Consider the following 23,790-nt stretch of genomic DNA (forward strand, 5'->3'; position numbering starts at 1 on the left):
CGAAATTTTCACATGCATGGGCGCTGCCATTAAAAATCCGAAAAGGCACCAGCCAGCTCATTCATTTATATTGGTCAATTTTCGCAGAAAAATGCCCTCTCCATGGAAATGCCGAAGGACTGAAAATCTGCGAACCATTCATATTTAGTTTTATACTTCCCCAACATCACAAATACAAACATCAGAAAAAGTATAGTTGAATCTAGCAAAATTGCAAGCAAAATTTAATTCTCTTTTCTTGAATGTTTAAAATACGCTAAATTCTTTCATACTGATACTATCTATCTTTTTAGGGGGAAGCAGCATGGAGCTGATGACCGACCAGCGGTTTCGCAAAACAATCAAATATTTGCGCGCGTTGATTTTTATAAGTCTTGGAGGCCTGGCTCTGGCCGCGATCCTTTATTTTTCCCTGCTTGGATACGCGAAGCTTCAGGGACCGCCGCCGCTCGCTGTGCCTCAGTCAACTCTTTATCTATCCGATGATGGCACTGTCATTGGCGAAAGCAATTCCGGGCAAAAGCGCTACTGGGTGCCGCTTGAAGAGATCTCACCGCAGTTAATTGATGCCACCATTTCCATAGAGGATAAAAGCTTTTTCGCCCATAACGGGTTTGATTATAAGCGGATTGCCGGCGCTGCCCTTGCCGACCTGAAGGCGATGTCCAAGGTCCAGGGTGCAAGTACGATTACCCAGCAGTATGCAAGGAATCTGTATCTTGCCCATGAAAAAACCTGGAAGCGAAAAGCCGTGGAAGCATTCTATACTTTGCGGCTTGAAATGAACTATTCGAAGGATGAAATCCTCGAAGGCTATTTAAATACGATCTACTACGGCAATGGCGCCTACGGTGTACAGGCTGCAAGCCGTTATTATTTTGGCAAGGATGCGAAGGATCTATCCCTGGCGGAAGCTTCCATGCTAGCAGGAATTCCTAAGGGGCCTAATATCTACTCGCCTTTGGCGTCGATGGAAAAAGCGAAGCAGCGCCAGCAGGTCATCCTTTATACGATGAAGGAGAACGGCTTTATCGATGAAGCCGCGGCTGAAAAAGCCAAAATTGAAAAGCTGCAGCTAATTGGCAAGCACCAGAATGACCAGCTTGGCAAGGCACCTTATTTTCAGGATGCTGTCCGCAGCGCCTTGAAAAATTCACTGAACTTTGATGACCGGACGATTTCCCTTGGCGGCCTGAAGGTGTATACGACGCTTAACCTCAAGCAGCAGGAAATCGCTGAAGAAACAGTCAGCAAGCTGATTCCTGCTGATTCGGAGATCCAGGCGGGAATCGTTGCGATGAACCCTAAGAACGGGTATGTAAAAGCGATGGTAGGCGGAAGGAATTATGAAGAAAGTCCATTTAACCGTGCAGTCCAGGCAGTAAGGCAGCCGGGGTCCACCATGAAGCCGCTCCTTTACTATGCTGCACTGGAAAATGGCTTCACACCATCAACAACGATGAAGAGCCAGCTGACGACCTTCAGGTTCGATGACGGGCGTTCCGAATATACACCGCACAATTTTAACAATAAGTATGCAAACGCTGATATCACCATGGCTCAGGCCCTGGCACTGTCAGATAATGTCTATGCTGTTAAAACGCATCTTTTCCTTGGAGAGGACACTCTGATCGATACAGCCAAACGTTTTGGCATTACAACCCAAATGGCAAATGTCCCATCCCTGGCACTCGGCACTTCCGGAGTCAGGGTGATCGAAATGGCCAATGCCTACAGCATGTTTGCCAATGGCGGCAAAGAAGTAGAGCCTGTCTTGATCAAAAAGGTTGAGAATCATAGAGGGGAAGTCATCTATGAATATAAGAAGGAAGAAGCTGATGTATTGAAGCCTGATGTGGCATCCGTGATGACCCATATGCTGACAGGGATTTTCGATAAAAAGCTAAATGGCTATTCATCCGTAACCGGCAGCACGCTGATTAAAAAAATGACCCGCCCTTATGCCGGCAAATCAGGAACTACGGAAACAGACAGCTGGATGATTGGCTACACGCCTCAGCTTGTCTCAGCCGTATGGACCGGCTACGATAAGGGAAAACCGATCGAACTGACTGTTGAAAAATCATATGCCAAGAATATTTGGCTCGATTTTATGGAAAAAGCTCTTGATGACGAGCCAGCGAAGAAATTCAAGCGTGCGAAAGGCACAGTCGGTGTCTATGTGGATCCGGCCAACGGAAAACTGGCATCCGACACTTGTCCGGTAAAGCGGCTCACCTACTTCCAGACCGGAACAGAGCCGACGGAATATTGCACAGATCACCTGGGCAATGATGAAGAGCATGAAGAGCCAAAGCCTGAAAAGAAAAAAGAAAAGAAACCTTGGTATAAGCGATTGTTTGGGAATTAAGTGTCGATTACCATAGACTGTCAACGACAAAAATCGCCAAAAAACAAAGAAAAACCCCGGAAGCAAGCTCCCGGGGTTTTTCTCGTCCTAGCATAAAATGTGTTTTACGCTGTATTAAGTTTACTTTTTTTATTCAAAGTGAGCAAGCCAGATATTGTCATCCATAAAAAATGTCACAATTTCGACAAATTTAAGGGAGAATTATCCAACCCCTTATAACGCTTATTTTATACTGATAAGTCTGCCTTTAACTGATCTTCTGACCTCTCCCACATTCCTGCATCATGATTTTTCAAGAAGTCTGTAAGAATATTTTTTGACTTATCATCCATATGATTGACAATGATCTGGCGCTTGATTGACTTATCAAGCCTGTTAACATGCTCCGGCAGGGATTTATAGCCGCGGCGGATCTCACGGTTCACCGTCATTTCGCAGGCTGTGACTCCCGCATAATACGGCCCCTCTTCCTTGCGGTCAATCGTTACCCATACAACCCAATACAGCTTTGCATCCGGAACCTCATTGCGGTCAGGCAAAAACTTAATGCCCTTCTCCACGACACTGCGCGCATGCATCGCTCCAACATCGACAGCCGCCTCGCCCGCATCGACATCAATGATGACAGGAGAAACATTATCCAGCGTCAGGACACCCTTCCCAAAGCCCTTGTGTCCATCCATCGGATCATTTTTGATAATATTAAAGCCTATGTTTTTCTTTTTTTCCTCCATGGAAATTCCTCCTTCAGAAAGATTTAAAATCTTTTATTTGAACAATTGGATGATGGTTTTTTGGTATGAAAATTGGTTTATGAGGCGCACTTATAGCAATTCATTACGGGTTTTTGGCTTTGAATTGTTTTAATAGCCTCTATTACTATTACGACAATTCGTCTGCGTTTTCTAGCTTGGAGTTGTTCTAATAAGCTTCATTAAGACCATCCAGCAATGATTTCTGGCTTTGATTGGTTCTAATAAGCTCCATTAAGACCATTCACCAGTGATTTTCGCCTTTAAATGGTTCTAATAAGCTCCATTAAGACCATTCACCAGTGATTTTCGCCTTTAAATGGTTCTAATAAGCTCTATTAAGACCATCCAGCAACGATTTCTGGCTTTGAATGGCTCTAATAAGCTCTATTAAGACCATCCAGCAACGATTTCTGGCTTTGAATGGCTCTAATAAGCTCTATTAAGACCATCCAGCAATGATTTCTGGCTTTGAATGGTTCTAATAAGCTCTATTAAGACCATCCACCACTGATTTTCGCCTTTGAATGGTTCTAATAAGCTCTATTAAGACCATCCAGCAATGATTTCTGGCTTTGAATGGTTCCAATAAGCTTTATTAAGACCATCCACCACTGATTTTCGCCTTTGAATGGCTCTAATGGCCTCACCCATAACAGTTCACCAATATTTTGCCTTCAAAATGTTTTAATAGTCTCTTTAACAACAACCCCTGACTAAATCCACGCAAACAAGCTCTGCACTCCATCAATGACAGCCGGAATCAGATAGCTGAAAATCGGCCCGATGGTATATTGGTCAAGTGGTGTGATTACCAGAATTAAAAAGATGACTGATACATACGCTTCGTACTGGGTCATTTTTGCACGGATATCTGCTGGCGCCAAATCCTCGATAATGCGGTAACCGTCAAGCGGAGGGAACGGCAGCAGGTTGAAGACGAACAGCATCGCATTCAGGCCGATAAAGATATTGAGGAAATTCAGGAAAAACTCCGGAATCCCCGATGCCAATCCAAGCGCTACAAATATATACCAGATTGCGAATGCCAGAAAGACAAGCAGAAGATTGCTGATTGGGCCCGCAACTGAAACGAGAACACCGGCAAGCCTCGGGTTTTTGAACATGAAGCGATTGACCGGAACCGGTCTTGCCCAGCCGAAACCAGCGATGAAAATCAAGATTGTGCCGAGCGGATCCAGATGCTGAATCGGATTCAGCGTCAATCTTCCCTGCTTCTGCGCAGTATGATCGCCAAACTTATACGCCACCCAGGCATGGGCGAACTCGTGCACCGCGAATGCAATCATCAGCGCTGCAGCAACATACGGTATTTGATCTAACGAATAGGGTAAAAACACAGACCATTCCCCTTTTTCTCTTTTCCCTAGATTATACCCCATTCTACTTTGAATGTGAAAAAGTGAATCGTTCTAGGGACTTGCACATTTTGGCGAATTATGAAAAACTCAATCTAGATGTACATTTCAACATATTCAAGGAGGCAACACATATGCCATATGTAACAGTCAAAATGCTTGAAGGCCGCTCTGAAGACCAAAAGAAAGCTCTTGTTGAAAAAGTAACCGACGCTGTCAGCGAAACAACTGGCGCACCAAAGGAAAAGGTCGTTGTTTTTATCGAAGAAATGACGAAGAATCATTATGCTGTTGCAGGCAAGCGTTTAAGTGACGAATAGATCCACCATTAGTAAAAGCTCAGAACATTGATTCTGAGCTTTTCCCTTATACAAGTGTATTTAACTTCAATTCGAACTCAGGATGCGTTACATAATCCATATACTGAACTGAACCGGAAGATTTCAAATACGCCTCGAACCGCGTCCGGTAAGCAGGGCCCGAAATCAGATCAAGCACCTTTTCTTTTTCAACCCAGCGGCTATCCGATGTTTCCTCAGAAACACTTAATTCACCGCCAACACTTATACAGGCAAAGTCCAGCATCAATTTGGTCGGTACATCGGTAATGCCGTCATACCACTTATGTACAGCAGTATTAGAGTAAATTCCCACTAAATTTTTGATTTCAATCTCCATTCCACTTTCCTCTTTCACTTCCCTGCGAAGCGCATCAGGCAAATTCTCGCCAACCTCCACCTGTCCGCCAGGAAACACCCATCCCCCATGCTGAGTTTTGACCAGGAGGATTTTCCCGTCCTCATTCTCCACAATTCCGCCGACCGCCACGATATGTGTAGGCATCTGCATCCAATCAGCTCCCTTTGAATCAGTATCTTTACTTATTTCACTTTAGGTTTGGATTTTCCTTCCAATTACTAATATTTTATCATCTTGGAATTTTTTATAAGTTACCTCTTTATTCTTATAATCGTCCCTACTAGGCATCTATAGAGCTTATAAGTTACCTCTTTGTAGTAAAACGCTGTTGATTTCCGTTCCAGGCGCTTCGCTTTCCTCTGAAAAATTATGAAAAAGCCAATTGCCGGCTTTTTCAAGGGCAAATTTTTCTTGGGTCGTGCGGTGAGCCTCCTCGTAACTGCGCTCCTGCGGGGAAAAATGGTCCCTTCTTTTCGGACCATTTCTTCCGGGGTCTCACCTGTCCCGCTTCATCCCGAAGGAGTCTTCGCGCCTGGAACGAAGAGCAACAGGATCTCAATTCAACATTGGTGAAGGCAACAATCTTTGCGAATACAGCCAAATAAAAAAAGAGCACAAAACCCGCATAGGTTCCGTACTCCATTATCAAGATTATGCCAGCTGCCTGGATTTTTCCTTTAGGCTTGCAATATAAGCATAAGCGTCTGCAATCTCTTCGTCTGTGTATTTCTGGCTCTTTTTGACTGTCTGCACTTTTTCTTTTACCTCGTCTTCTGGCAAGTTATCAAAATACAAAACAGTGGATACGAGTTCAAGGAATCTTGCATTCTGTCCATTGATGTCTGTCAGGCAGTCGCCAAGGCATGGCATGTCGATGCTGTTTTCGCTCAGGAATTCCTGGCCGGCCTCGGTAAGGGTATAGCGGTACTGGTAGTAGCCTCCCTTTTTTTCCTTCACTTCGTCAAGGAAGCCCATATTGCAAAGCTCTTCTACTCTTAACGTAAGCTCCTCAGAATATGGTCCATAAAAATGGAACTGGAAGCGCTCCTGGAAAGGAAACTCCATTTTCTTTGCGATATAGATCATTTTCTGCAGCTTCTTCCTGCCGATGACCTCTCCAGAAACTGAAATGGCATGTATGATTTTAGCGTGGTCTTTTAACAAAACGCGTCAACTCCTGTATCAAATGGTCCCATTGTCTAAGTGCAGCTCTAGAATTTGTATAATCTGCGCGATTTCAGGGCGTGCTTTTTCCTTTTCCAGAATATCGGCAGGGTAATAAAGTTTATGGTCTGTCCGTCTTTTGCCTGAAATGGCGTCGACAATCTCGGACTCTCGCGAAAGCTCGCGGATTTCGCCGTTCTTTTTTAGCAGGTGGATTGGAAGACGTTCTTCCTCCTCGCCCGGACGGTAAAAATCATATGGAAGGTCTGACGATGAATCGACGACCAGATAATATTCAGGGTCGAGCCCAGCCTGTTCGAATAAAACAGAAAGCCTTGCCAGCTTCTTGTATTCCTTTGCCGGGTCAAACTCCACATATTTAAATAGATTGCGGTTATTGAAGCGTCGGCACAGATCGCTGAGGATCTGGTCCTCTTCCTCTTCCCAAATCTGAAAATAGTAGAGGAACACTGCTTCATCCAATTTTAAATAGTCTTGCAGCGTCAAACGGTCCTCAAAAATTGAGTAAAAATGATGCGGTTTATGTTTGAAGGTGTAATTTTGCTCATGAAGGTGTTTTGCACGGTGCAGGATTTTCGTCAAAATGACTTCGGCACTTCTTGTGACTGGATGGAAATATACCTGCCAGTACATCTGATAGCGGCTCATTATGTAGTCTTCGACAGCATGCATCCCGCTTTGCTTGATGACAACCTGGTCTTCCTTTGGGCGCATGACACGCAAAATCCGTTCCATATCAAAATGTCCGTAACTCACGCCCGTAAAATAGGCATCCCTTTGAAGGTAGTCCATCCGGTCAGCGTCGATCTGGCTTGAGATCAGGCTGATGACGAGCTTGTTTTCGTACGTTTTTTCAATGACTTCAGCAACCTTCTTTGGAAAATCAGGCGCTACTTTCGTCAGCACTTGATTGACCTCGGTGTCCCCAAGAATGATTTCCCTGGTGAAGTCTTCATGGTCAAGGTCGAATACCTTCTCAAATGAATGCGAGAAGGGGCCATGGCCAAGGTCGTGAAGCAGTGCTGCACACATGGACAGAAGACGCTCTCCCTCATCCCATTCCGGCCTCGATGCAAAAGCATCATCGACAATGCGGCGAACGATTTCATAGACGCCTAATGAATGGTTGAATCTGCTGTGTTCCGCTCCGTGGAAGGTTAAGTACGTCGTGCCGAGCTGCTTGATCCTTCTCAGGCGCTGGAACTCCTTCGTCCCGATCAAATCCCAGATCACCCGGTCACGGACATGGACATACCGGTGGACAGGATCTTTGAAAACTTTTTCTTCAAATAGCTTTTCTTCCGAGTATCCCATCTTTCCCCTTCTTCCTGTTCATCTTGTTACTTATTATAGCCTGTTTCAATCGTCAAATCACCTCGATTTTCTGCAAATTTTTACAAATTTTTCATCTTCAGATTGTAAAAACGAGGTTTAATCAGGGTTCGAGACAATTTGCATTTTTTGATAAAAATTTACCATACTCCCTTAATTCCTATATTCAATGATTTGTAAACAATTGAAAATGTAGATTGCAAGTTTCAGGTGGAAATTTGCACAGATAAGAAAGAAAAATCACCTCTAAACTTGGTTTAAAGGTGATTTGTATGACATTTTAAAACCTAAATAATCCGGAACTCTATTTAAGTTTTTTCTCGACTTTTTCCATTAGTTCTTCTTCAGTGAGAGCAGCGACTGGCCGATTGTTGACGAAGGCGAAGGTTTTCTTTCTGCCTGGCCCGCAATAGGACTGGCAGCCAATGTCCACTTTCGCTTCCGGATCCAGCTGCTTCAGCTTCGGAATCAATGTTTTAAGGTTTACGGCCTGACAATCGTCGCAAACTCGAAATTCGTTTGCCATTTAGGACAACCCTTTCTAATCATACTGTCCAGCTCCAGCGCCTCAAGTTTCATCCCGGCATTCCTGCCTGATCTGCACAAGGTCTAGCCGACGTCCGCTTTGTGTGATAGTCAGTCAATGGACACAGATTTTGGCGCTTCCGCTTTTCGCTATAGACTAACAGGTATTTTACCTCTTATTTCACTCGATTGCAAGCTGTCCAAAGGCTCTGCTCCTTTATCTATCTTTATGGAAAACACGTATTTATCGCAAAAAATCTACTATCCTTCCATTTTGCAATGTATAAGGTTTCCAATTTCAGGACATGATTGAAATATAAGTTTCTATAGTTAACCAATGTAAAAGGGAGTTGAAGAAAATGAAGGTACGCCAGGATGCCTGGACTGAAGAAAATGATTTATTGCTAGCGGAAACCGTACTGCGCCATGTAAGAGAAGGCAGTACACAATTGAACGCGTTTGAAGAGGTGGGCGACAAGCTCGACCGCACTTCAGCAGCCTGTGGATTCAGGTGGAACGCCGTTGTAAGGCATAACTATGAAAAAGCTTTGCAGCTCGCGAAAAAGCAGCGTAAGCAAAGACAGAGAATCCTAGGAAAAGACCAGGGCGGCAAAAAGAAATTGCTGTACGCTCCGCCGGTTCCAGTTTTAGATGAAAGTTTGACAGGTTCGCTGCCAGCAGCTGAAGCGGATGATTCACAGATTACCTTTGATTTATCAATGCTTGATCAGGACGACAAACAACTTGAAGCAGCTCTCATGGCTGAAATGCAAGATTTGCTGAATGAAAAACAAGAGCAGCAGGATTTCAGTGTCGAAGCTTCACAGATGGAAGAAGTTCCGGCTGCCGTCCAGAAACCGCAGGCCACGCCGCTCACGGTCAGGCATACAGTCCCGCCTACAGGATTGACGATGGGCCATGTGATCGCTTATCTGCAAAGCCTGAATGGATCAACATTGCAAGTTGATATTTATAAGAGCGAGAATGAAAGATTGAAGCGTGAAATCAATAGTTTAAGGAAGCAGAACGAAGAGCTTCAGGCCAAGGTCAATGAACTTGAGAACAATACTCATACGATGCAGGAAGATTACGAGACATTGCTGAAAATCATGAATCGCGCCCGCAAGCTGGTTCTCTTTGAAGAAGAAGAGCGCCCGGCAACGAAGTTCAAAATGGACCGCAACGGCAATCTCGAAAAAGTAGCGGAATAAATTACTATATAAATAGATGTTGTATGGAGATGGAGATCGCAACAGCCCCCTCTTAGGAAAAGCCGGCACCCGTATAGTTGGGTAACCGGCTTTTCTTTATTTTTATATACCTGCATCCAGCAGCTATTCCCGCGGCTCCAAAAACTTCTCATTTCGATCGATGATGCGGTCATAGTAGTGATCGAACATTTCGATTTCCGCACCGTTCAAATAGCCTGATGTCAGCTCATTGCTGTTGGCACTGAGGAACTTCAAAAACCGCAGCATCACATCCTGAACTGTCATGTCGACACCGAAAAGCTCTGTCAGGGAAGCCATCACTTCAGGCTGGATCTCGGGATAACTGAACTTCGTCGTTTTTCCCTTTTTGGCGCGGGAATAAAATTCGCGGATTAGTTCTGCCCGCTCGCTCCCGCTGCCTGTCACGCAAAGATAGATTTGGACCGCTACGCCCTTTTTCAAGCGGCGCTGCGAAATGCCGGCAAACTTTTTCCCGCCAATGCTTAAGTCATAGCTTCCCGGACAATAGGAAGCCGATATCTCTTTCGCTTCGATTTCTTTGTTAAAGTCGGCAAACATCTCCCGGATCATGAACCACATCGCATCATATCCGCGATTGATATCAATGCCCTTCTCTTTTTCAGGCAAAATCAGTGATAGATTCAGGACCCCTTCATCCAGCACCACTGCCAGTCCGCCAGAATTGCGGACAATATATTGATAGCCCTGCTGCTCAAGATAATCAAGGCCATCCTGTAAAAATGGGAGCCTCGTATCCTGGATGCCAAGGACAATCGTATTGTGATGAACCCAGGCCCGGGCCGTCGCCGGTGAATGTCCGGTGCCGACCGACTCGCACAATGTATCGTCCGTGCCAAACGACTGCAAAGCATGAAAATGCGCACCCAGCGCCGACTGGTCAATCAGTCTCCATTTGTCCTGACGCAATAAATTAAGCGCCTCATCCATGATAATTCCCCTTTTCCAAACTCTATTGCAATTTTCTATGATATTTCCGTTGATATTATAGCATATCGGGGTGACCCAGCTTTAATTTGCTTACCTTTCTGGTATTCTGCCCAGTACACTTGTTTTAGTTTCGTTAGATAAGTGATTAAGACCATCCAGGCTACATTTGAGGGTGTAGGTGGCTCTAATAACCTCTATTAAGACCATCCAACCCTACTTTAGGAGCCGCAGGTGGCTCTAATAAACAGTATTAAGACCATCTAGCTCTCTTTTTGAGGCCACAGGTGGCTCTTATCTCCTCTATTAAGACCATTAGCTCTACTTTAGAAGCTGTAGATGGCTCTAATAAACATTATTAAGACCTCCTAGCTCTCCTTTTGAAGCAGCAGATGGCTCTTATCTCCTCTATTAAGACCATCCACCAGTGCTTTTAGGGCGGTCGTTGGCTCTAAGTCGGATAACGCAATCAAGCTATTCAACAAAACAGCAAAAAACCGATCGAAAAAAATTCGACCGGCTTCCCACGTACATAATTTTACTTATTTAGCGCCTGAGCTGCCGTAATCAGCGCAAGCTTGTATACGTCTTCCTCGCTGCAGCCGCGGGACAGGTCGTTAACAGGGCGGTTCAAACCTTGCAGGATTGGGCCGACTGCTTCAAATCCGCCAAGGCGCTGAGCGATTTTGTAGCCGATGTTTCCTGCTTCCAGGCTTGGGAATACGAATACATTCGCATCTCCCTGGATTGGAGAATTCGGTGCTTTCTTTTCAGCGACAGATGGAACGAATGCTGCGTCGAATTGGAATTCGCCGTCAACAATCAGCAATGGATCGCGAAGCTTAGCCTCTTCCAATGCCTTGGATACCTTTTCCGTTTCAGGAGATACAGCTGAACCTTTTGTAGAGAAGCTTAGCATTGCTACACGCGGCTCCACATCGAACATTCTGGCTGTCTTAGCGCTTTCGATCGCGATTTCCGCAAGGTCCTGGCTGTCTGGCGCAATGTTAATCGCGCAATCAGCGAATACGTACTTTTCATCTTCACGCACCATGATAAACACACCTGAAGTTTTGCGTACGCCTTCCTTCGTCTTGATGATCTGCAATGCCGGGCGCACTGTATCAGCAGTTGAATGTGCTGCTCCGCTTACAAGGCCATCTGCTCTGTTTGCGTAAACGAGCATCGTGCCGAAGTAGTTTTCATCAAGCAGGATTTGGCGAGCCTGTTCTTCTGTAGCTTTCCCTTTTCGACGTTCAACGAAAGCCGCAACCAGCTCATCCATCATCGCAAAATTAGCCGGGTCATAGATTTCGGCCGCATCAAGCGATACATCCATATCATTCGCCTTTGCCTGGATCTGTTCGATGTTTCCTACCAAAATCGGTGTCAAAATTCCGTCCGCAGCCAATCTGCCTGCTGCTGCCAGGATACGTTCGTCAAGTCCTTCCGGAAAAACAATACGCAAGTTTTGGCCGCTCAATCTCGCTTTTAAGCCTTCAAATAAATCACTCATGCTGACTCCTCCTTTTATCTATACTTCTAGGATACTTTACGTGTTTTAAAATTCAAGATTGTTACCGTTTACAGTCAGAAGTCTTTTAATTGTAAATATTCAAGCATGCTTTTCCTGCCTTTAATATCATTAACAAATTATCCTTTTTATACTCTCTTCAAACAATCAGGTTTTATAAGCATGACGGATGGAGAAACTATGATATGATATTGGTATATTGATGATTTTTAGGAGTGATATATATGAGTGAAGCAGCACAAACACTTGATGGCTGGTATTGTTTGCATGATTTCCGTACTGTTGACTGGACAACCTGGAAGATGCTTCCGGCTGAAGAGCGTCAGGAAGTAATCAATGAATTCCTCGGTTTAGTGGAAAAGTGGAATGGTACTCAGGCTGAAAAACAAGGCAGCCACGCTCTTTATACAATCGTTGGCCAAAAAGCAGATTTCATGATGATGATCCTGCGCCCAACAATGGAAGAGCTGAACGAAATCGAAACAGAATTCAACAAGTCAAAGCTTGCAGAATACACAATTCCGGCACACTCTTATGTTTCAGTTGTTGAATTGAGCAACTACCTGCCGGCTGGTGAGGATCCATACCAGAATCCGCAAATCCTTGCGCGCCTTTATCCTGAGCTGCCAAAAGCGAAGTATGTTTGTTTCTATCCAATGGACAAGCGCCGCCAGGGAGATGACAACTGGTACATGCTTCCGATGGAAGACCGCCGCAGCATGATGCGCAGCCACGGCATGATCGGACGCCAATACGCTGGCAAAGTAAAGCAAATCATCACAGGTTCAGTAGGCTTCGATGATTATGAGTGGGGTGTTACTCTGTTCGCAGACGATGTCCTTCAATTCAAGAAGCTTGTATATGAAATGCGTTTTGATGAAGTAAGTGCACGCTATGGCGAGTTCGGCTCGTTCTTTGTCGGAAACATCCTTGAAGAAGAGCGCGTAGCATCATTCTTACAGGTTTAATACAAATTTCAAGCCCTGGGCAGACAGCCTGGGGCTTTTTCATATTCCCCGCATTCCCTTCCGTTTTTTCTGTCATAAAATCAAGCTTCCCTCATAAGAATGAAATAGTGAGGATTCATTTTACTTGTACACCTTCCTGTAACAGACCATTTCACCATTTTTACATAGCAAGGTGAAATGCAGCTAGTCCATATAATTAAAAAAGGAGGCTTTTACAAATGACACAATTCAATAATCCATACTATAACTACAGAACCTACCCGCAAATGTACCAGCCATATACTGCAAGCGATGAACAGGCCACAACAGGCTACCCTCAAGGCCAGGTGCCACAAATGGGGCAAATGGGGCAAATGCAGCAAATGGGGCAAATGGGTCAGATGGGTCAGACGGGATTCCCTCAGCAGGCAACTCAAATTCCGACCTATTCTGGCGGCGGAATGGGCGGCAGCGCTGCAGGTGTCCAGGTTCCGGGGATGCTGCCGGCGGAACAGTCGTATATTGAAAACATCCTTCGCCTGAACAAAGGTAAGCTAGCAACGATCTATATGACTTTTGAAAACAACCGGGAGTGGAACGCAAAGATTTTCAAAGGCATTATTGAAGCTGCCGGGAGGGACCACATCATCATTAGTGACCCGCAGACCAATATGCGCTTCCTTCTGCCGATGGTTTACCTTGATTACATCACATTTGATGAAGAAATTGAATATGACTATCCTTTTGGCGGCGGTGCAGGGATGAGCACATATCCTCCGCGCTGATAGACTGATCAAAACGGCTTCGGCCGTTTTTTTCATTTCGGCGCAGCTAGCGTCTTGACAATATTCCGGGTGGAAAAATACACTTTAGATACCTGTTTTTTCAAATTAATATATCCGGGAGGAAACTGTATGGTTTCTAGTGAAAGCAATATTAAACTGGTAGTGGCTGGCCTGCTGCTCGGGATTTTGATGGCGGCAATGGATAATACGATTGTCGCAACGGCGATGGGCACGATTGTGGCAGACCTGGGCGACTTTGATAAATTCGTTTGGGTCACTTCGGCTTATATGGTCGCTGTCATGGCGGGAATGCCGATTTTTGGGAAACTGTCAGATATGTACGGGCGTAAACGGTTTTACATATTTGGCCTTCTTGTGTTTTTAATAGGCTCCGCCCTTTGCGGAATTGCAGAAACGATGGTACAGCTCAGCATTTACAGGGCAATCCAGGGAATTGGCGGTGGCGCCTTGATGCCGATTGCCTTTACAATTGTTTTTGATATTTTCCCGCCAGAGAAGCGCGGGAAAATGACCGGGCTGCTTGGTGCGGTTTTCGGCACATCAAGCGTGCTTGGACCTCTGCTTGGAGCATATATCACTGATTGGTTCAGCTGGCACTGGGTATTTTACATCAATGTACCAATTGGAATTTTGTCTTTATTTTTCATTTTTAAGTATTATCATGAATCTGCTCAGCATTCCAAGCAAAAAATTGACTGGGCTGGCGCCATCACTCTTGTAGTGGCTGTTGTCAGCTTGATGTTCGCTCTTGAGCTTGGCGGAAAAGAGTACAGCTGGGAGTCAATCCAGATTATCGGGTTATTTTCGAGCTTTGCGGTTTTCTTCCTGGTATTTATTTTTGCTGAAAGGAAAGCAGATGAGCCGATCATTTCTTTCTGGATGTTCAAAAGGCGCCTGTTTGCAGCATCACAGATTCTTGCATTCTTATATGGAGCAACCTTTATCATCCTTGCAGTCTATATCCCTATTTTCGTGCAGGCGGTTTATGGCGGATCTGCCAAGACTGCAGGACTCATCCTGACTCCGATGATGCTCGGATCCGTTGCCGGAAGTGCTGTAGGCGGCATTTTCCAGACAAAAACGAGTTACCGGAATCTAATGTTCATTTCAGTCGTTGCTTACTTTGCTGGAATGCTCATGCTTAGCATGATGTCACCAGAAACAACAAGGCTGCTATTGACTCTATTCATGATTATAGCCGGCTTCGGGATGGGCTTCTCGTTTTCCCTGCTGCCGACTGCGTCGATCCATAATCTTGACCCTCGTTTTCGCGGGTCCGCGAATTCGACGAACTCGTTTCTCCGTTCACTTGGAATGACTCTTGGAATCACCATTTTTGGAACGATCCAGAACAATGTCTTCATGGATAAATTGAAAAGCGCATTTGCAGGGATGGGCGGCGGACAAGGAAACCAGCTTATGGGTGATCCGCAGCAGCTGTTCCAATCTGGTCAGAGATCGCAAATTCCTGGATTTGTACTGGACAAAATCGTTGGGGCAATGTCTGCATCCATCACTCACATCTTCGCCCTTGCGTTAATCCCAATCGTGCTTTCAGCCATTGCGGTTTTCTTCATGGGCAGGGAACGTGTAGAAATCAATAAGACGATTGTAAAGGAAACGGAAGCATAGTAAAAAGCACGCTGGCGACAGCGTGCTTTTTATTTTTTATAGATATTTAACCGCTGCGATCATCAGCAATATCCAGGCTGCCAGGAATGCTACTCCCCCAAGCGGAGTAATCGCTCCAAGAATGCTGATTTTCGTCACACTTAATACGTAAAGGCTTCCTGAGAACAGGATGATTCCGATCAGCATCAGCCAGCCTGACCAGGAAATAAGTCCAGAAGCCGGCAGCTTGCCCGCCAGGACTCCGATGATCAATAAGCCTGTGGCATGGAACATCTGGTAAGTAACAGCTGTCTTCCATGTTTCAAGATATTTAGGCTCAACCTTCCCTTCAAGTCCATGCGCGCCAAATGCGCCAAGCGCTACAGCCAGGAATGCATTGATTGCCCCTATTAAAATAAATGTCTTCATTCTTTCCACCTCATTATTTATCTTTCCTCTTCAGTGTGTTAAAAGTCGAACAGCGAATCCCCGTTGGAGTGATCATCCATTTCCAGCTTCTTCGGCTGGGGCATGACTTGTGCCGGCTGGTTCACAGACAGCTGCGGCTGGACATAGCCTGGCTGCGGGGCAGCATATTGCGGCGCGGGCGGGTTTACCGTCCTGCCAGCTTCGTTACTGGTATGCTTCCCTGTCCCCTGCTGTGCTGGCTCATCTAGGACAAGCTCACACAATGTTTTGATCGAATGAATCTTTTCGCGCTGGACAGCCTCCGTTTCCGCTGACCGTGCAAGCCTGATTTCCGCTTCCATCTTTGCCAGCAGTTTCTGCAATGAAATATTCATCCACTCACCTCCATATCCAAACCTATATGTAAATCCAATTTCAATAGCCTTATTCATACCGTTCCATTTTACATCAATTCGACTAATTTTTCGACCAGCACTAATCATGGATGTCAGTTCCACGTGGAACATGTCGACTTTTACTTAGGCTGCGCATAATTTGGCTGTGTACAATTATATCAATTCCATCACTAAAAAAAACCCGGTTTCCCGGAGCTCTTTAACCTATTCCAAATTTTCAATCTGCCAGTCTATTTCCTTCTCGCCTTGCTCCCGCAGCAGCTCATTCACCTTTGAGAACGGCTTGCTGCCAAAGAAACCCCTTCTTGCGGACAGAGGGCTTGGATGAACGGACATAATGATTTTATGCTTGCTTTCATCGATCAGCTTCAGCTTGCTTTGAGCCGGTTTGCCCCAAAGGATGAAAATGACAGGCTTTTCCCGTTCATTCAAAAGGGATATGATTTTATCGGTAAAAGTCTCCCAGCCTTTTCCCCGGTGCGAATTGGCTTCACCTGCACGGACGGTCAGCACAGTATTGAGAAGCATCACACCTTGGTCTGCCCACTTTTTCAGATAGCCATTGTCAGGAACATAGCAGCCGAGATCGCCATTCAGCTCCTTGAAGATATTCCGCAGCGAAGGCGGCAGTGCGACTCCCGGCTTCACCGAAAAGCTTAACCCATGTGCCTGTCCTGGTCCATGATACGGGTCCTGGCCAAGAATGACGACCTTCACATCCTCGAAATCTGTAAAATGAAGCGCATTGAAAATATCATCTTTGTCTGGATATATGGTTCTCGTCGCATACTCTTCTTTTAAAAATGATCGCAGCTGTTGATAATACGGTTTTTCAAATTCTTCGGCCAGCAGCGAAGCCCAGCCATTCTGTAAAATTCCCACCATTGATCACTCTCCTCTCTATCAATCTACCCGTTTCTGTCAAATTAGGCACCAATAAAAAGAGATTTTTCCAATCTTCTACTTCAGGTTTAATAGAATCCAAAGCGGTTATATATATATTGTAGACGCGGAAGACATCACGTTTTCCCAGCTTGAACAGTTAAAATCCATAAGGAGGAAGATACTATGTTAAAAGTAGAAGTAGTTGAAAACGGAGTCCAGGCAACGGAAAAAATCAGCTCATTGGAAGCAGCTGGATTCGGCAAAGAAAACATTTATATTTTCGCACATGACGAAAACCGCAGCGAGCATTTAACAGATGCTACCGAAACAGGCGGAATGGGCTTCAAGGAACAAGGCTTCTTTGATTCCATCGGCAACATGTTCAAATCACGCGGCGACGAGCTTCGCAGCAAGTTTGAATCACTCGGCCTTTCCAAGCAGGAAGCTGAACAGTATGAAATGGAATTGGACAAGGGCCGCCTCGTTCTTGTCGCTACAGATGATGTAAAGTAACCATTGCGCTAAACATTATATCCGATCTGCCAAGGATCGTTTAAATAGAAACCCCCTGCCAACTCGGCAGGGGGTTTGCGCGTTGTGAAAATTGTATTCCTAAACTGAAAACAGCCTATCCAAAAAACCGCTGATAGATGCTGCGTGCATGGGCCAAATCCTTCGTTCCGTGAATCAATGCTCGTCCATCCTGGAATATGACCATTCGGTTTTCAGGCATTTCAACGGATACCAGATAAGGATTCCCTTTTACCTCATAGCCTAAATCCTTCATTTTACCGGCTGTTTCCTGCAGGTTAAGCTGCTGCTGGCGTGCCGGCCTGATTTGGACGGTATCGCGGCCGCAAAGGACAGTCGTTTTCGTCATGTTTTCAGCGTTCAAATATGGATATTCAGGATGTTCCCCGCAGGAAAGGCAGCCCGGATCCTTCGCCTTGGACATTTTCATGCTGCTATATTGGTTTCGCCATAAGTCGAAGCTGACAAAGGAAGTCCTGACCGCATCCCAGTCCTCTACCAGGATTTTCAGTGCCTCTGCTCCCTGATGGGCAATGACCATCTGGACGGCGGGTCCAATGATTCCGCCCGTATCGCATGTCAGCCCCTGGAGCGGGACCGTTTTAAGCAAGCAGTTCAGGCATGGCGTCTGTCCGGGAATGATCGAAAAGCTCATGCCAAAGCTGGCGACGCAGGCACCGTAAATCCAGGGAATGCGATATTTCTGCGAGATATCGTTGATCGCCATCCTTGTTTCAAAATTATCAGTGGCATCGATGATCAAATCCACATCTTCAGCAAGCTCAGCCAATTTTTCCGGTGTGGCATCTGCAATATGAGCACGGATTTCCACATCAGAGTTGATCGCTCTCAGCCTTTTTTCAGCAGCAGCAGCCTTAGGCAGCTTCAGGGCTACATCCTCTTCCGTATACAGCTGCTGGCGCTGAAGATTGCTCGCCTCGACATAGTCACGATCGACAATCGTCAGCCGGCCTACTCCCGCACGGACCAATAATTCTGCATTGCCAGAGCCAAGCGCGCCGGCACCGATCATCAATACATGCTTGCTGCCGATTTTCTCCTGCCCCGTTTTGCCGATTGGAGGAAACAGCGTCTGGCGTGAATATCTTTCTGACATGATTATTCCTCCTGTTGGGTAGAACTCATGCACCGTTTGTCCGCTAACTCTCCCATTTCACATGGCTGGATTGCGGATCAGGTGCTGGTTTTCACTCAAATCAGCCGCCTGAAACCGGCGGAATGAACGCAATCGTGTCACCATCTTTGATTACTTCATCATTTGACGAAAACTCTTCATTTATTGCCGTCATGGACGTATCAAGCTTTTGGACTCCATACTTTTCAGCGATGATTTCTTTTAATTCAGCAACCGTTTTGCCAGCTGCGTCAACTTCTACTGATTCATGGCCTGCTTCATCCCTCAGGTGGGCAAAAAATAAGATTTTATTCATTGAGATCCTTCTCCTCCGGTTTTCCTGTCGGATATGGGACAGTTTCTAGCTGATTGCCAATCCATTCCTCGCCGTCTTCCCAATGCTCCTTTTTCCAGATCGGGACGATTTCCTTGATGCGTTCAATCGCGTAGCGGTTCGCTTCGTATGCATCGTTGCGGTGAGGAGTCGAAACAGCGATAACGACGGCAATATCGGTGATATCCAATCTGCCGACACGGTGTGTGATCGCAACCTGTGCGCCATTCCAGCGCTCCTGGATTTCCGTGCCAATTTGCTCAAGCTTTTTTACCGCCATCGGCTCATATGCATCGTATATCAGATAAAGGGTCTTCTTTCCCTTTGTCATTTCCCGGACGGTGCCAATGAATGTCGTGATTGCCCCTGCATCACGCTGGACCACTTTATCAATGACGGATTGAACGTTGATTGGTTCCTTCGCAATTTCATAATTCATCATTTTCACCTCTATAAATTGATCCAGATCAGGATACTGCTTAATTTATTTGTGAGCTCAATCCTTTTTGACAGACAGCTCTCATCAGCTTTTATCATGATAACTTCTTATAGACAACTCTAGCATTTTTCCGTATGAGTTGTCCTTTTGACAGCTTCATTCGGGTACCCAGCGCTTTTCCCAGGAAGGTTGTCATTTTAACAGCAATTACGCTCTATCATCCTAAATATTCTTATTAAAAGTAGGCTCTGTTAAACAAGTCTGTTGATTTTCGTTCCAGGCACTTCGCTTTCCTCTAAAAAATTATGAAAAAGCACAATTGCCGGCTTTTTCAAGAGCCAATTTTTCTTGGGGCGCGCGGTGAGCCTCCTCGCCGCTTTTCTCCCACGGGGTAAAATGGCCCCATATTCTCGTGCCATTTCTACCTAGGTCTCACCTGCCCGCTTCATCCCGAAGGAGTCTGCGCGCCTGGAACGAAGAGCAACAGGGTTTAAAAATCAATCTTCAGCTTTAACAGAGCCTAAAAAATAAATCGGCTCCGGATTTTCGACCACCGCATAGCCGCCAATTTTAGCAACTTCCGCCTTGAAGGCTTCTGACTGGATTACGGACCTTAACCAGATACCCTTTTCGCTTTCATAAAATGCCTTTGTCATAAGCAAATCATAATTTTCATCCGCTACAGGGATGAAATCAAGGCCCATGGCTCTTGCTGCAGGGAAGATGCCCAATCCCGCCGCATTTTCATTGCCCTTTATCTCGGCAGCAACACTCAGGTGCGAGAACATTTCGCGGTCATAGCCGTTGATCTGCTCTGGAGACAGGTCTGCTTCTTTTAACAATAAATCATACAGGATCCTGGTGCCGGCACCCTTCTGCCTGTTGGCATAGTCGGCGCCTTTGACAGCAATGTCACCTGCATTTTCGATGCCGAGCGGATTTCCTTTTGGAAGCATCCAGCCCTGCGTCCTTTTTAAAAACGGATAAAGGACCGCGTCCTGTCCGGCAAGCAATTTTTTCACATAGGTTATATTATATTCTTTCGTCTCCGGGTCAAGCAAATGAATGCCCGCTACATGGGCTTCCCCTTTCCGGATTGCCATTAATCCGGCCATGCTTCCTACATGTGAAGAAACAATTTTCATGTCTGTGCGCTGCCTTTTCAGCTGTGATGAAAGGAGATCAATCGTCAAGTCGTGGCTGCCGCTGAAGACGATCGCATTCTTGATTTCCTCGACAGGCCGATACAGTTCAACCTCAACGGTATCGCCCTGTTCGTATCCAAGCTCATCCGGCGGCACGACCAGCAAGCCATCCGCGCGCACAAGTGACATCGTGACGCCCGCCGCGCGAGTCAGCGGGTTGGCGACAAATTGTCCATCCACATAGCCGATATTCATTCGGACAAAGTCCTCCGCCCCCATCGTGGAGACGATCCTGCGGCCAAGCTTCACCTGCAATGTTGGCCTTTTCGGTTCTGGAATACCGAGATATTTGCAAACGAGCGGCCTTACAAACCATTCGAGCGCAAGGTAAGCTGATACAGGGTAGCCTGGCACTCCAATAACCACTTTATCGTTAATCTTCCCAAGGATGACCGGCTTACCCGGCCTTGTGGCGACCCCATGGGTAAAAACAGTGCCCAGCTCCTCGAGGATATGGACTGTATAATCCTTTGAGCCTGCTGATGAACCTGCGTTGATGACGACAATATCAGATGTCTCAACCGCATTCAGCAGGGCTTCTTTTATTTTCTCAGGCTCATCCTTCACAATCGGATGAAGATAAGGCGTTCCGCCCCAGTCCTCAATATAGGCGCTGAAAACCGTGCCATTGAACTCGATGATCCTGCCTGAGGATAGGGAGGTGTCGGCGCTGACCAGCTCATTCCCTGTTGGGATGATGGTTACCAGCGGCTTTTTCACGACACAGACCTCGGTAACCTGAGCCGCGAGAAGGGCCCCAAGGTCTGCAGGGCGCAGCTCATGGCCCTGGGTGAACAGCATTTCCTCCTGGACAATATCCTCCCCGATTGGACGGATATGCTGCCATGGAGTTGCCGGTTCAATGATTTCAATTGTGTCCTCGTCAATGACGTGAATATGCTCGACCATGATCACGGCGTTGAATGGTGAAGGAATCGCATTCCCAGTGTCAACATAGACAAAGTTCTCGCCCTTTTTTAAATGAAGGGGACGCTGCTCATGCGCTTCATATGTTTCTTCCGCGCTCACTGCGACTCCATCCATGGCTGACGCATGGTAAAAAGGCATGGAGACATTTGCGAATACAGGTTCTGCAGTAATTCTGCCGAGGGCGCTGGCAGCCGGGATCCATTCTTTTTCCTGAGGAAGGTTGAACGCAGCCAGTATTTCTTCTCTGGCGTCACTGCGCGGCTTGTCCTCCAGATAGATTTTTCGATTATATCGTATTCGGTCCATTTTCGGCTCCCCCTATCTCGTCAAAATGACTGGAACGTATTCTCCCTGAGAAATGCCTTCTTTTTCAGAAACAATCTCAACGATTCCATCACTTTTCACCAAAGTTGTAATCAGGCCGGACTTGCCGATAATCGGCTCTGCCCACCATTCTCCGTCCTTCTCCTCCAGCTTGACCCTGATATAATCGGATCTTCCTGGTGAGGACGGAATATTTTTAACAATCCTTGCAAAAATCCGTTCCGGTTTGTTTTCGATCCTCTCACCCTTCAATCTCCGGAAAACCCGCTCCCCAAACAGCTTGAAGATAATCATCGCGGATGCCGGATGACCCGGAAGGCCGATGACGGGCTTGCCATCAGCAAGTGCCAGAATCGTTGGCTTGCCTGGTTTAATTGATATACCATGGACAAATACGCCCGGGTCACCTAGCGACTGAATGACTTCAGTGGTGAAATCCTTGGTTCCGACAGAGCTGCCTCCGGATAAAATCAGGCAGTCTGCCTGTTCATATAACTCGCGCGCTTTTGCGGAAAATTCCTGAAAATCATCGCGGGTGATCCCGCCATAAATAACATCGATATCCCACTCATTGGCCAATCCTTTGACGGTCAGATAATTGATGTCACGGATTTGCCCTGTTCCCAGGTTTTTTGTTTCAAACGGGACAATTTCATCGCCTGAAGAAAGGTACGCAGCTTTCAGCTTCCGGTAGACCTTTACCCGGGAAATACCGAGTGCAGCGAGAGCACCAAGCTCCTGCGGGCGCAGCTTCGTTCCTTGTGCAAGCAGGACTTCGCCAGCCCTGATGTCTTCTCCGGCACGGATGACATTTTCTCCCGGGGCAATCTGCTTATAGGTATTTAGCAGGCCGCCGATATCCTCGCAATGCTCGATCATCAGGACGCTGTCACTGCCTGGGGGAAGCATCCCGCCTGTCGGAACGTAGATTGCTTCTCCCCTGCCGACTGCCTTAACCGCCTCTTCGCCCATATGCACCTCGCCGGCCACATTCAAAAAGCCCGGCATCGACTCAGAAGAGCCATAGGTATCCCTGGCAATGACCGCATAGCCATCAACGGTTGACCGGTCAAACCCCGGGACATTCTCCGCTGCGATGACATCCTCAGCCAGGATATAATGCAATGCTTCATCAAGAGGGCGAATTTCGGCCTCCGTCACCTTCCCGATTTTCTCGTCTATTAATGCAAGAGTCTCCTCAACTGTTTTCACTTTGAAAAATTGCATGCTGCCTAACTTCCTTTCTGGCACCTGAAAAAACTATCGGTCGGATTCAGCCCACTTCTTCGCGTCCTCGTATTCCTCGGGGCGATTCATATTGAAAAAGACACGTTCAAGATTGCCTTCACAGTATAGCTTCAAATCAGCCTCATCCGGATATCGCACATCCAGCCCGCCGAGAAGGTTCTTCATCCTGAGATCTCCCTCTTCGATACTGTTTTTGGCGTCCTGTGCTGTCCTTTTCTGATATGCTGCAAAAAGCGGATGCTGCCTGCCCTCTATTACCGGGACAACCGCGTCATGGTGCTTTAGCATCCTGACAAGGTTCGCCGCAAGCTCCGCTGATACAAATGGCATGTCACAGGCAACGACAAAATTCTCCTCGTAGTCTGAAGCCTCAAGGCCTGCGTGGATTCCTGCAAGCGGCCCAGAACCGGGAAAGTGGTCTGAGACCGTTTTCATATTCAAAAATTGATAGGTTTCAGGATCATTCGTTACTAGAATTATATCATCGAATACATGCTTTAGCTCATCCTTAATTCTCTCAATATTCGTTTTTTCGCGAATTTTCAGGAGAGCTTTGTTTGAACCCATCCTGCTGGACTTTCCGCCTGATAAAATAATAGCTCCGGCTTTCATCCGTT

General features: G+C 46.3%; 24 protein-coding genes. 7 read left to right on the forward strand and 17 right to left on the reverse strand.

The features are described from left to right. Positions 1-304 precede the first annotated feature (304 nt). Entirely contained in the window at positions 305-2,371 is a 2,067-nt protein-coding gene (locus tag AC3EBE_RS23440; RefSeq protein WP_488597441.1) for a transglycosylase domain-containing protein, read from the forward strand. A gap of 227 nt (positions 2,372-2,598) precedes the next feature. On the opposite strand, the gene AC3EBE_RS23445 is transcribed toward AC3EBE_RS23440, so the two are convergent. Next, positions 2,599-3,105, reverse strand: a complete 507-nt coding sequence (locus AC3EBE_RS23445; RefSeq protein WP_488597442.1) for a YwhD family protein — start codon at positions 3,103-3,105, stop codon at positions 2,599-2,601. A gap of 734 nt (positions 3,106-3,839) precedes the next feature. Beyond that, positions 3,840-4,526, reverse strand: coding sequence for a site-2 protease family protein (locus tag AC3EBE_RS23450; protein ID WP_488597443.1), 687 nt, complete (start codon positions 4,524-4,526; stop codon positions 3,840-3,842). Positions 4,527-4,636: 110 nt separating this feature from the next. Here AC3EBE_RS23450 and thmT point away from each other — a divergent pair, with 110 nt between their 5' ends. Continuing rightward, positions 4,637-4,822 (forward strand): 2-hydroxymuconate tautomerase, encoded by a 186-nt coding sequence (gene thmT / locus AC3EBE_RS23455; protein WP_335428378.1) that lies wholly within the window; start codon positions 4,637-4,639, stop codon positions 4,820-4,822. Between the two features lie 46 nt (positions 4,823-4,868). On the opposite strand, the gene AC3EBE_RS23460 is transcribed toward thmT, so the two are convergent. The 4 genes from AC3EBE_RS23460 to AC3EBE_RS23475 all read right to left on the reverse strand — a co-directional run bounded on the left by AC3EBE_RS23460 (position 4,869) and on the right by AC3EBE_RS23475 (position 8,244). After that, positions 4,869-5,351, reverse strand: coding sequence for an NUDIX hydrolase (locus tag AC3EBE_RS23460; protein ID WP_488597444.1), 483 nt, complete (start codon positions 5,349-5,351; stop codon positions 4,869-4,871). A gap of 501 nt (positions 5,352-5,852) precedes the next feature. Continuing rightward, positions 5,853-6,365 carry a YwgA family protein gene (locus AC3EBE_RS23465; protein ID WP_488597445.1) on the reverse strand — a complete coding sequence of 171 codons (513 nt, stop codon included), beginning with the start codon at positions 6,363-6,365 and terminating at the stop codon, positions 5,853-5,855. Between the two features lie 18 nt (positions 6,366-6,383). Further along, positions 6,384-7,700 (reverse strand): HD domain-containing protein, encoded by a 1,317-nt coding sequence (locus AC3EBE_RS23470; RefSeq protein ID WP_488597446.1) that lies wholly within the window; start codon positions 7,698-7,700, stop codon positions 6,384-6,386. A gap of 322 nt (positions 7,701-8,022) precedes the next feature. Continuing rightward, entirely contained in the window at positions 8,023-8,244 is a 222-nt protein-coding gene (locus AC3EBE_RS23475; protein WP_488597447.1) for a YuzB family protein, read from the reverse strand. Positions 8,245-8,602: 358 nt separating this feature from the next. On the opposite strand from AC3EBE_RS23475, the gene AC3EBE_RS23480 reads away from it, so the two are divergent. Further along, positions 8,603-9,454 (forward strand): RsfA family transcriptional regulator, encoded by an 852-nt coding sequence (locus AC3EBE_RS23480; RefSeq protein ID WP_488597448.1) that lies wholly within the window; start codon positions 8,603-8,605, stop codon positions 9,452-9,454. A 123-nt stretch (positions 9,455-9,577) separates the two neighbouring features. On the opposite strand, the gene lipL is transcribed toward AC3EBE_RS23480, so the two are convergent. Then, the gene (gene lipL, locus AC3EBE_RS23485; RefSeq protein WP_488597449.1) at positions 9,578-10,423 is read right to left on the reverse strand and encodes an octanoyl-[GcvH]:protein N-octanoyltransferase; all 846 of its coding nucleotides are present in this window, start codon (positions 10,421-10,423) and stop codon (positions 9,578-9,580) included. Between the two features lie 535 nt (positions 10,424-10,958). Next, a complete protein-coding gene (gene pta / locus AC3EBE_RS23490; protein ID WP_488597450.1) occupies positions 10,959-11,936 on the reverse strand; it encodes a phosphate acetyltransferase in 978 nt (325 codons plus the stop codon). A gap of 242 nt (positions 11,937-12,178) precedes the next feature. On the opposite strand from pta, the gene hemQ reads away from it, so the two are divergent. The 3 genes from hemQ (at position 12,179) to AC3EBE_RS23505 (ending at position 15,339) form a co-directional block, all read left to right on the forward strand. After that, positions 12,179-12,922, forward strand: a complete 744-nt coding sequence (gene hemQ / locus AC3EBE_RS23495) for a hydrogen peroxide-dependent heme synthase (protein WP_488597451.1) — start codon at positions 12,179-12,181, stop codon at positions 12,920-12,922. Between the two features lie 218 nt (positions 12,923-13,140). Further along, on the forward strand, positions 13,141-13,686 hold the full coding sequence (gene gerQ, locus AC3EBE_RS23500; protein ID WP_488597452.1) for a spore coat protein GerQ: 546 nt from the start codon (positions 13,141-13,143) through the stop codon (positions 13,684-13,686). Between the two features lie 129 nt (positions 13,687-13,815). Continuing rightward, positions 13,816-15,339: an MDR family MFS transporter gene (locus AC3EBE_RS23505; RefSeq protein ID WP_488597453.1), complete on the forward strand. Its 1,524-nt coding sequence runs from the start codon at positions 13,816-13,818 to the stop codon at positions 15,337-15,339. A gap of 36 nt (positions 15,340-15,375) precedes the next feature. On the opposite strand, the gene AC3EBE_RS23510 is transcribed toward AC3EBE_RS23505, so the two are convergent. The 3 genes from AC3EBE_RS23510 to AC3EBE_RS23520 form a co-directional block, all read right to left on the reverse strand. Further along, on the reverse strand, positions 15,376-15,747 hold the full coding sequence (locus AC3EBE_RS23510; protein WP_488597454.1) for a DUF423 domain-containing protein: 372 nt from the start codon (positions 15,745-15,747) through the stop codon (positions 15,376-15,378). 38 nt (positions 15,748-15,785) lie between these two features. Continuing rightward, positions 15,786-16,121: a YwdI family protein gene (locus AC3EBE_RS23515; RefSeq protein ID WP_488597455.1), complete on the reverse strand. Its 336-nt coding sequence runs from the start codon at positions 16,119-16,121 to the stop codon at positions 15,786-15,788. Between the two features lie 225 nt (positions 16,122-16,346). Continuing rightward, positions 16,347-17,027: a uracil-DNA glycosylase gene (locus AC3EBE_RS23520; RefSeq protein ID WP_488597456.1), complete on the reverse strand. Its 681-nt coding sequence runs from the start codon at positions 17,025-17,027 to the stop codon at positions 16,347-16,349. A gap of 183 nt (positions 17,028-17,210) precedes the next feature. Here AC3EBE_RS23520 and AC3EBE_RS23525 point away from each other — a divergent pair, with 183 nt between their 5' ends. Beyond that, positions 17,211-17,540: a YflT domain-containing protein gene (locus AC3EBE_RS23525; RefSeq protein ID WP_488597457.1), complete on the forward strand. Its 330-nt coding sequence runs from the start codon at positions 17,211-17,213 to the stop codon at positions 17,538-17,540. Positions 17,541-17,655: 115 nt separating this feature from the next. Here the strand turns inward: AC3EBE_RS23525 and AC3EBE_RS23530 are convergent, their stop codons facing one another. The 6 genes from AC3EBE_RS23530 to mobA form a co-directional block, all read right to left on the reverse strand. Then, the gene (locus tag AC3EBE_RS23530) at positions 17,656-18,675 is read right to left on the reverse strand and encodes a MoeB/ThiF family adenylyltransferase (RefSeq protein WP_488597458.1); all 1,020 of its coding nucleotides are present in this window, start codon (positions 18,673-18,675) and stop codon (positions 17,656-17,658) included. Positions 18,676-18,775: 100 nt separating this feature from the next. After that, complete coding sequence (gene moaD, locus AC3EBE_RS23535) at positions 18,776-19,009, reverse strand: molybdopterin converting factor subunit 1 (protein ID WP_488597459.1); 234 nt, start codon at positions 19,007-19,009, stop codon at positions 18,776-18,778. Beyond that, positions 19,002-19,466, reverse strand: a complete 465-nt coding sequence (locus AC3EBE_RS23540; protein WP_488597522.1) for a molybdenum cofactor biosynthesis protein MoaE — start codon at positions 19,464-19,466, stop codon at positions 19,002-19,004. Before AC3EBE_RS23540 ends, moaD begins: the two co-directional genes overlap by 8 nt. Before the next feature lie 497 nt (positions 19,467-19,963). Then, positions 19,964-21,907 (reverse strand): molybdopterin biosynthesis protein, encoded by a 1,944-nt coding sequence (locus tag AC3EBE_RS23545; protein WP_488597460.1) that lies wholly within the window; start codon positions 21,905-21,907, stop codon positions 19,964-19,966. Positions 21,908-21,919: 12 nt separating this feature from the next. Continuing rightward, entirely contained in the window at positions 21,920-23,152 is a 1,233-nt protein-coding gene (locus AC3EBE_RS23550) for a molybdopterin molybdotransferase MoeA (RefSeq protein ID WP_488597461.1), read from the reverse strand. Between the two features lie 33 nt (positions 23,153-23,185). Beyond that, positions 23,186-23,785 carry a molybdenum cofactor guanylyltransferase gene (mobA, locus tag AC3EBE_RS23555; RefSeq protein WP_488597462.1) on the reverse strand — a complete coding sequence of 200 codons (600 nt, stop codon included), beginning with the start codon at positions 23,783-23,785 and terminating at the stop codon, positions 23,186-23,188. Positions 23,786-23,790 lie beyond the last annotated feature (5 nt).

Source organism: Mesobacillus sp., assembly GCF_057785455.1.

What these genes read in the sequence shown, in the direction of transcription:
- AC3EBE_RS23440 (WP_488597441.1), top strand. Translation starts at nt 305, where the DNA reads ATGGAGCTGATGACCGACCAGCGGTTTCGCAAAACAATCAAATATTTG.
- AC3EBE_RS23445 (WP_488597442.1), bottom strand. Translation starts at nt 3,105, where the DNA reads ATGGAGGAAAAAAAGAAAAACATAGGCTTTAATATTATCAAAAATGAT.
- AC3EBE_RS23450 (WP_488597443.1), bottom strand. Translation starts at nt 4,526, where the DNA reads ATGGGGTATAATCTAGGGAAAAGAGAAAAAGGGGAATGGTCTGTGTTT.
- thmT (WP_335428378.1), top strand. Translation starts at nt 4,637, where the DNA reads ATGCCATATGTAACAGTCAAAATGCTTGAAGGCCGCTCTGAAGACCAA.
- AC3EBE_RS23460 (WP_488597444.1), bottom strand. Translation starts at nt 5,351, where the DNA reads ATGCAGATGCCTACACATATCGTGGCGGTCGGCGGAATTGTGGAGAAT.
- AC3EBE_RS23470 (WP_488597446.1), bottom strand. Translation starts at nt 7,700, where the DNA reads ATGGGATACTCGGAAGAAAAGCTATTTGAAGAAAAAGTTTTCAAAGAT.
- AC3EBE_RS23475 (WP_488597447.1), bottom strand. Translation starts at nt 8,244, where the DNA reads ATGGCAAACGAATTTCGAGTTTGCGACGATTGTCAGGCCGTAAACCTT.
- AC3EBE_RS23480 (WP_488597448.1), top strand. Translation starts at nt 8,603, where the DNA reads ATGAAGGTACGCCAGGATGCCTGGACTGAAGAAAATGATTTATTGCTA.
- lipL (WP_488597449.1), bottom strand. Translation starts at nt 10,423, where the DNA reads ATGGATGAGGCGCTTAATTTATTGCGTCAGGACAAATGGAGACTGATT.
- pta (WP_488597450.1), bottom strand. Translation starts at nt 11,936, where the DNA reads ATGAGTGATTTATTTGAAGGCTTAAAAGCGAGATTGAGCGGCCAAAAC.
- hemQ (WP_488597451.1), top strand. Translation starts at nt 12,179, where the DNA reads ATGAGTGAAGCAGCACAAACACTTGATGGCTGGTATTGTTTGCATGAT.
- gerQ (WP_488597452.1), top strand. Translation starts at nt 13,141, where the DNA reads ATGACACAATTCAATAATCCATACTATAACTACAGAACCTACCCGCAA.
- AC3EBE_RS23505 (WP_488597453.1), top strand. Translation starts at nt 13,816, where the DNA reads ATGGTTTCTAGTGAAAGCAATATTAAACTGGTAGTGGCTGGCCTGCTG.
- AC3EBE_RS23510 (WP_488597454.1), bottom strand. Translation starts at nt 15,747, where the DNA reads ATGAAGACATTTATTTTAATAGGGGCAATCAATGCATTCCTGGCTGTA.
- AC3EBE_RS23515 (WP_488597455.1), bottom strand. Translation starts at nt 16,121, where the DNA reads ATGAATATTTCATTGCAGAAACTGCTGGCAAAGATGGAAGCGGAAATC.
- AC3EBE_RS23520 (WP_488597456.1), bottom strand. Translation starts at nt 17,027, where the DNA reads ATGGTGGGAATTTTACAGAATGGCTGGGCTTCGCTGCTGGCCGAAGAA.
- AC3EBE_RS23525 (WP_488597457.1), top strand. Translation starts at nt 17,211, where the DNA reads ATGTTAAAAGTAGAAGTAGTTGAAAACGGAGTCCAGGCAACGGAAAAA.
- AC3EBE_RS23530 (WP_488597458.1), bottom strand. Translation starts at nt 18,675, where the DNA reads ATGTCAGAAAGATATTCACGCCAGACGCTGTTTCCTCCAATCGGCAAA.
- moaD (WP_488597459.1), bottom strand. Translation starts at nt 19,009, where the DNA reads ATGAATAAAATCTTATTTTTTGCCCACCTGAGGGATGAAGCAGGCCAT.
- AC3EBE_RS23540 (WP_488597522.1), bottom strand. Translation starts at nt 19,466, where the DNA reads ATGAATTATGAAATTGCGAAGGAACCAATCAACGTTCAATCCGTCATT.
- AC3EBE_RS23545 (WP_488597460.1), bottom strand. Translation starts at nt 21,907, where the DNA reads ATGGACCGAATACGATATAATCGAAAAATCTATCTGGAGGACAAGCCG.
- AC3EBE_RS23550 (WP_488597461.1), bottom strand. Translation starts at nt 23,152, where the DNA reads ATGCAATTTTTCAAAGTGAAAACAGTTGAGGAGACTCTTGCATTAATA.
- mobA (WP_488597462.1), bottom strand. Translation starts at nt 23,785, where the DNA reads ATGAAAGCCGGAGCTATTATTTTATCAGGCGGAAAGTCCAGCAGGATG.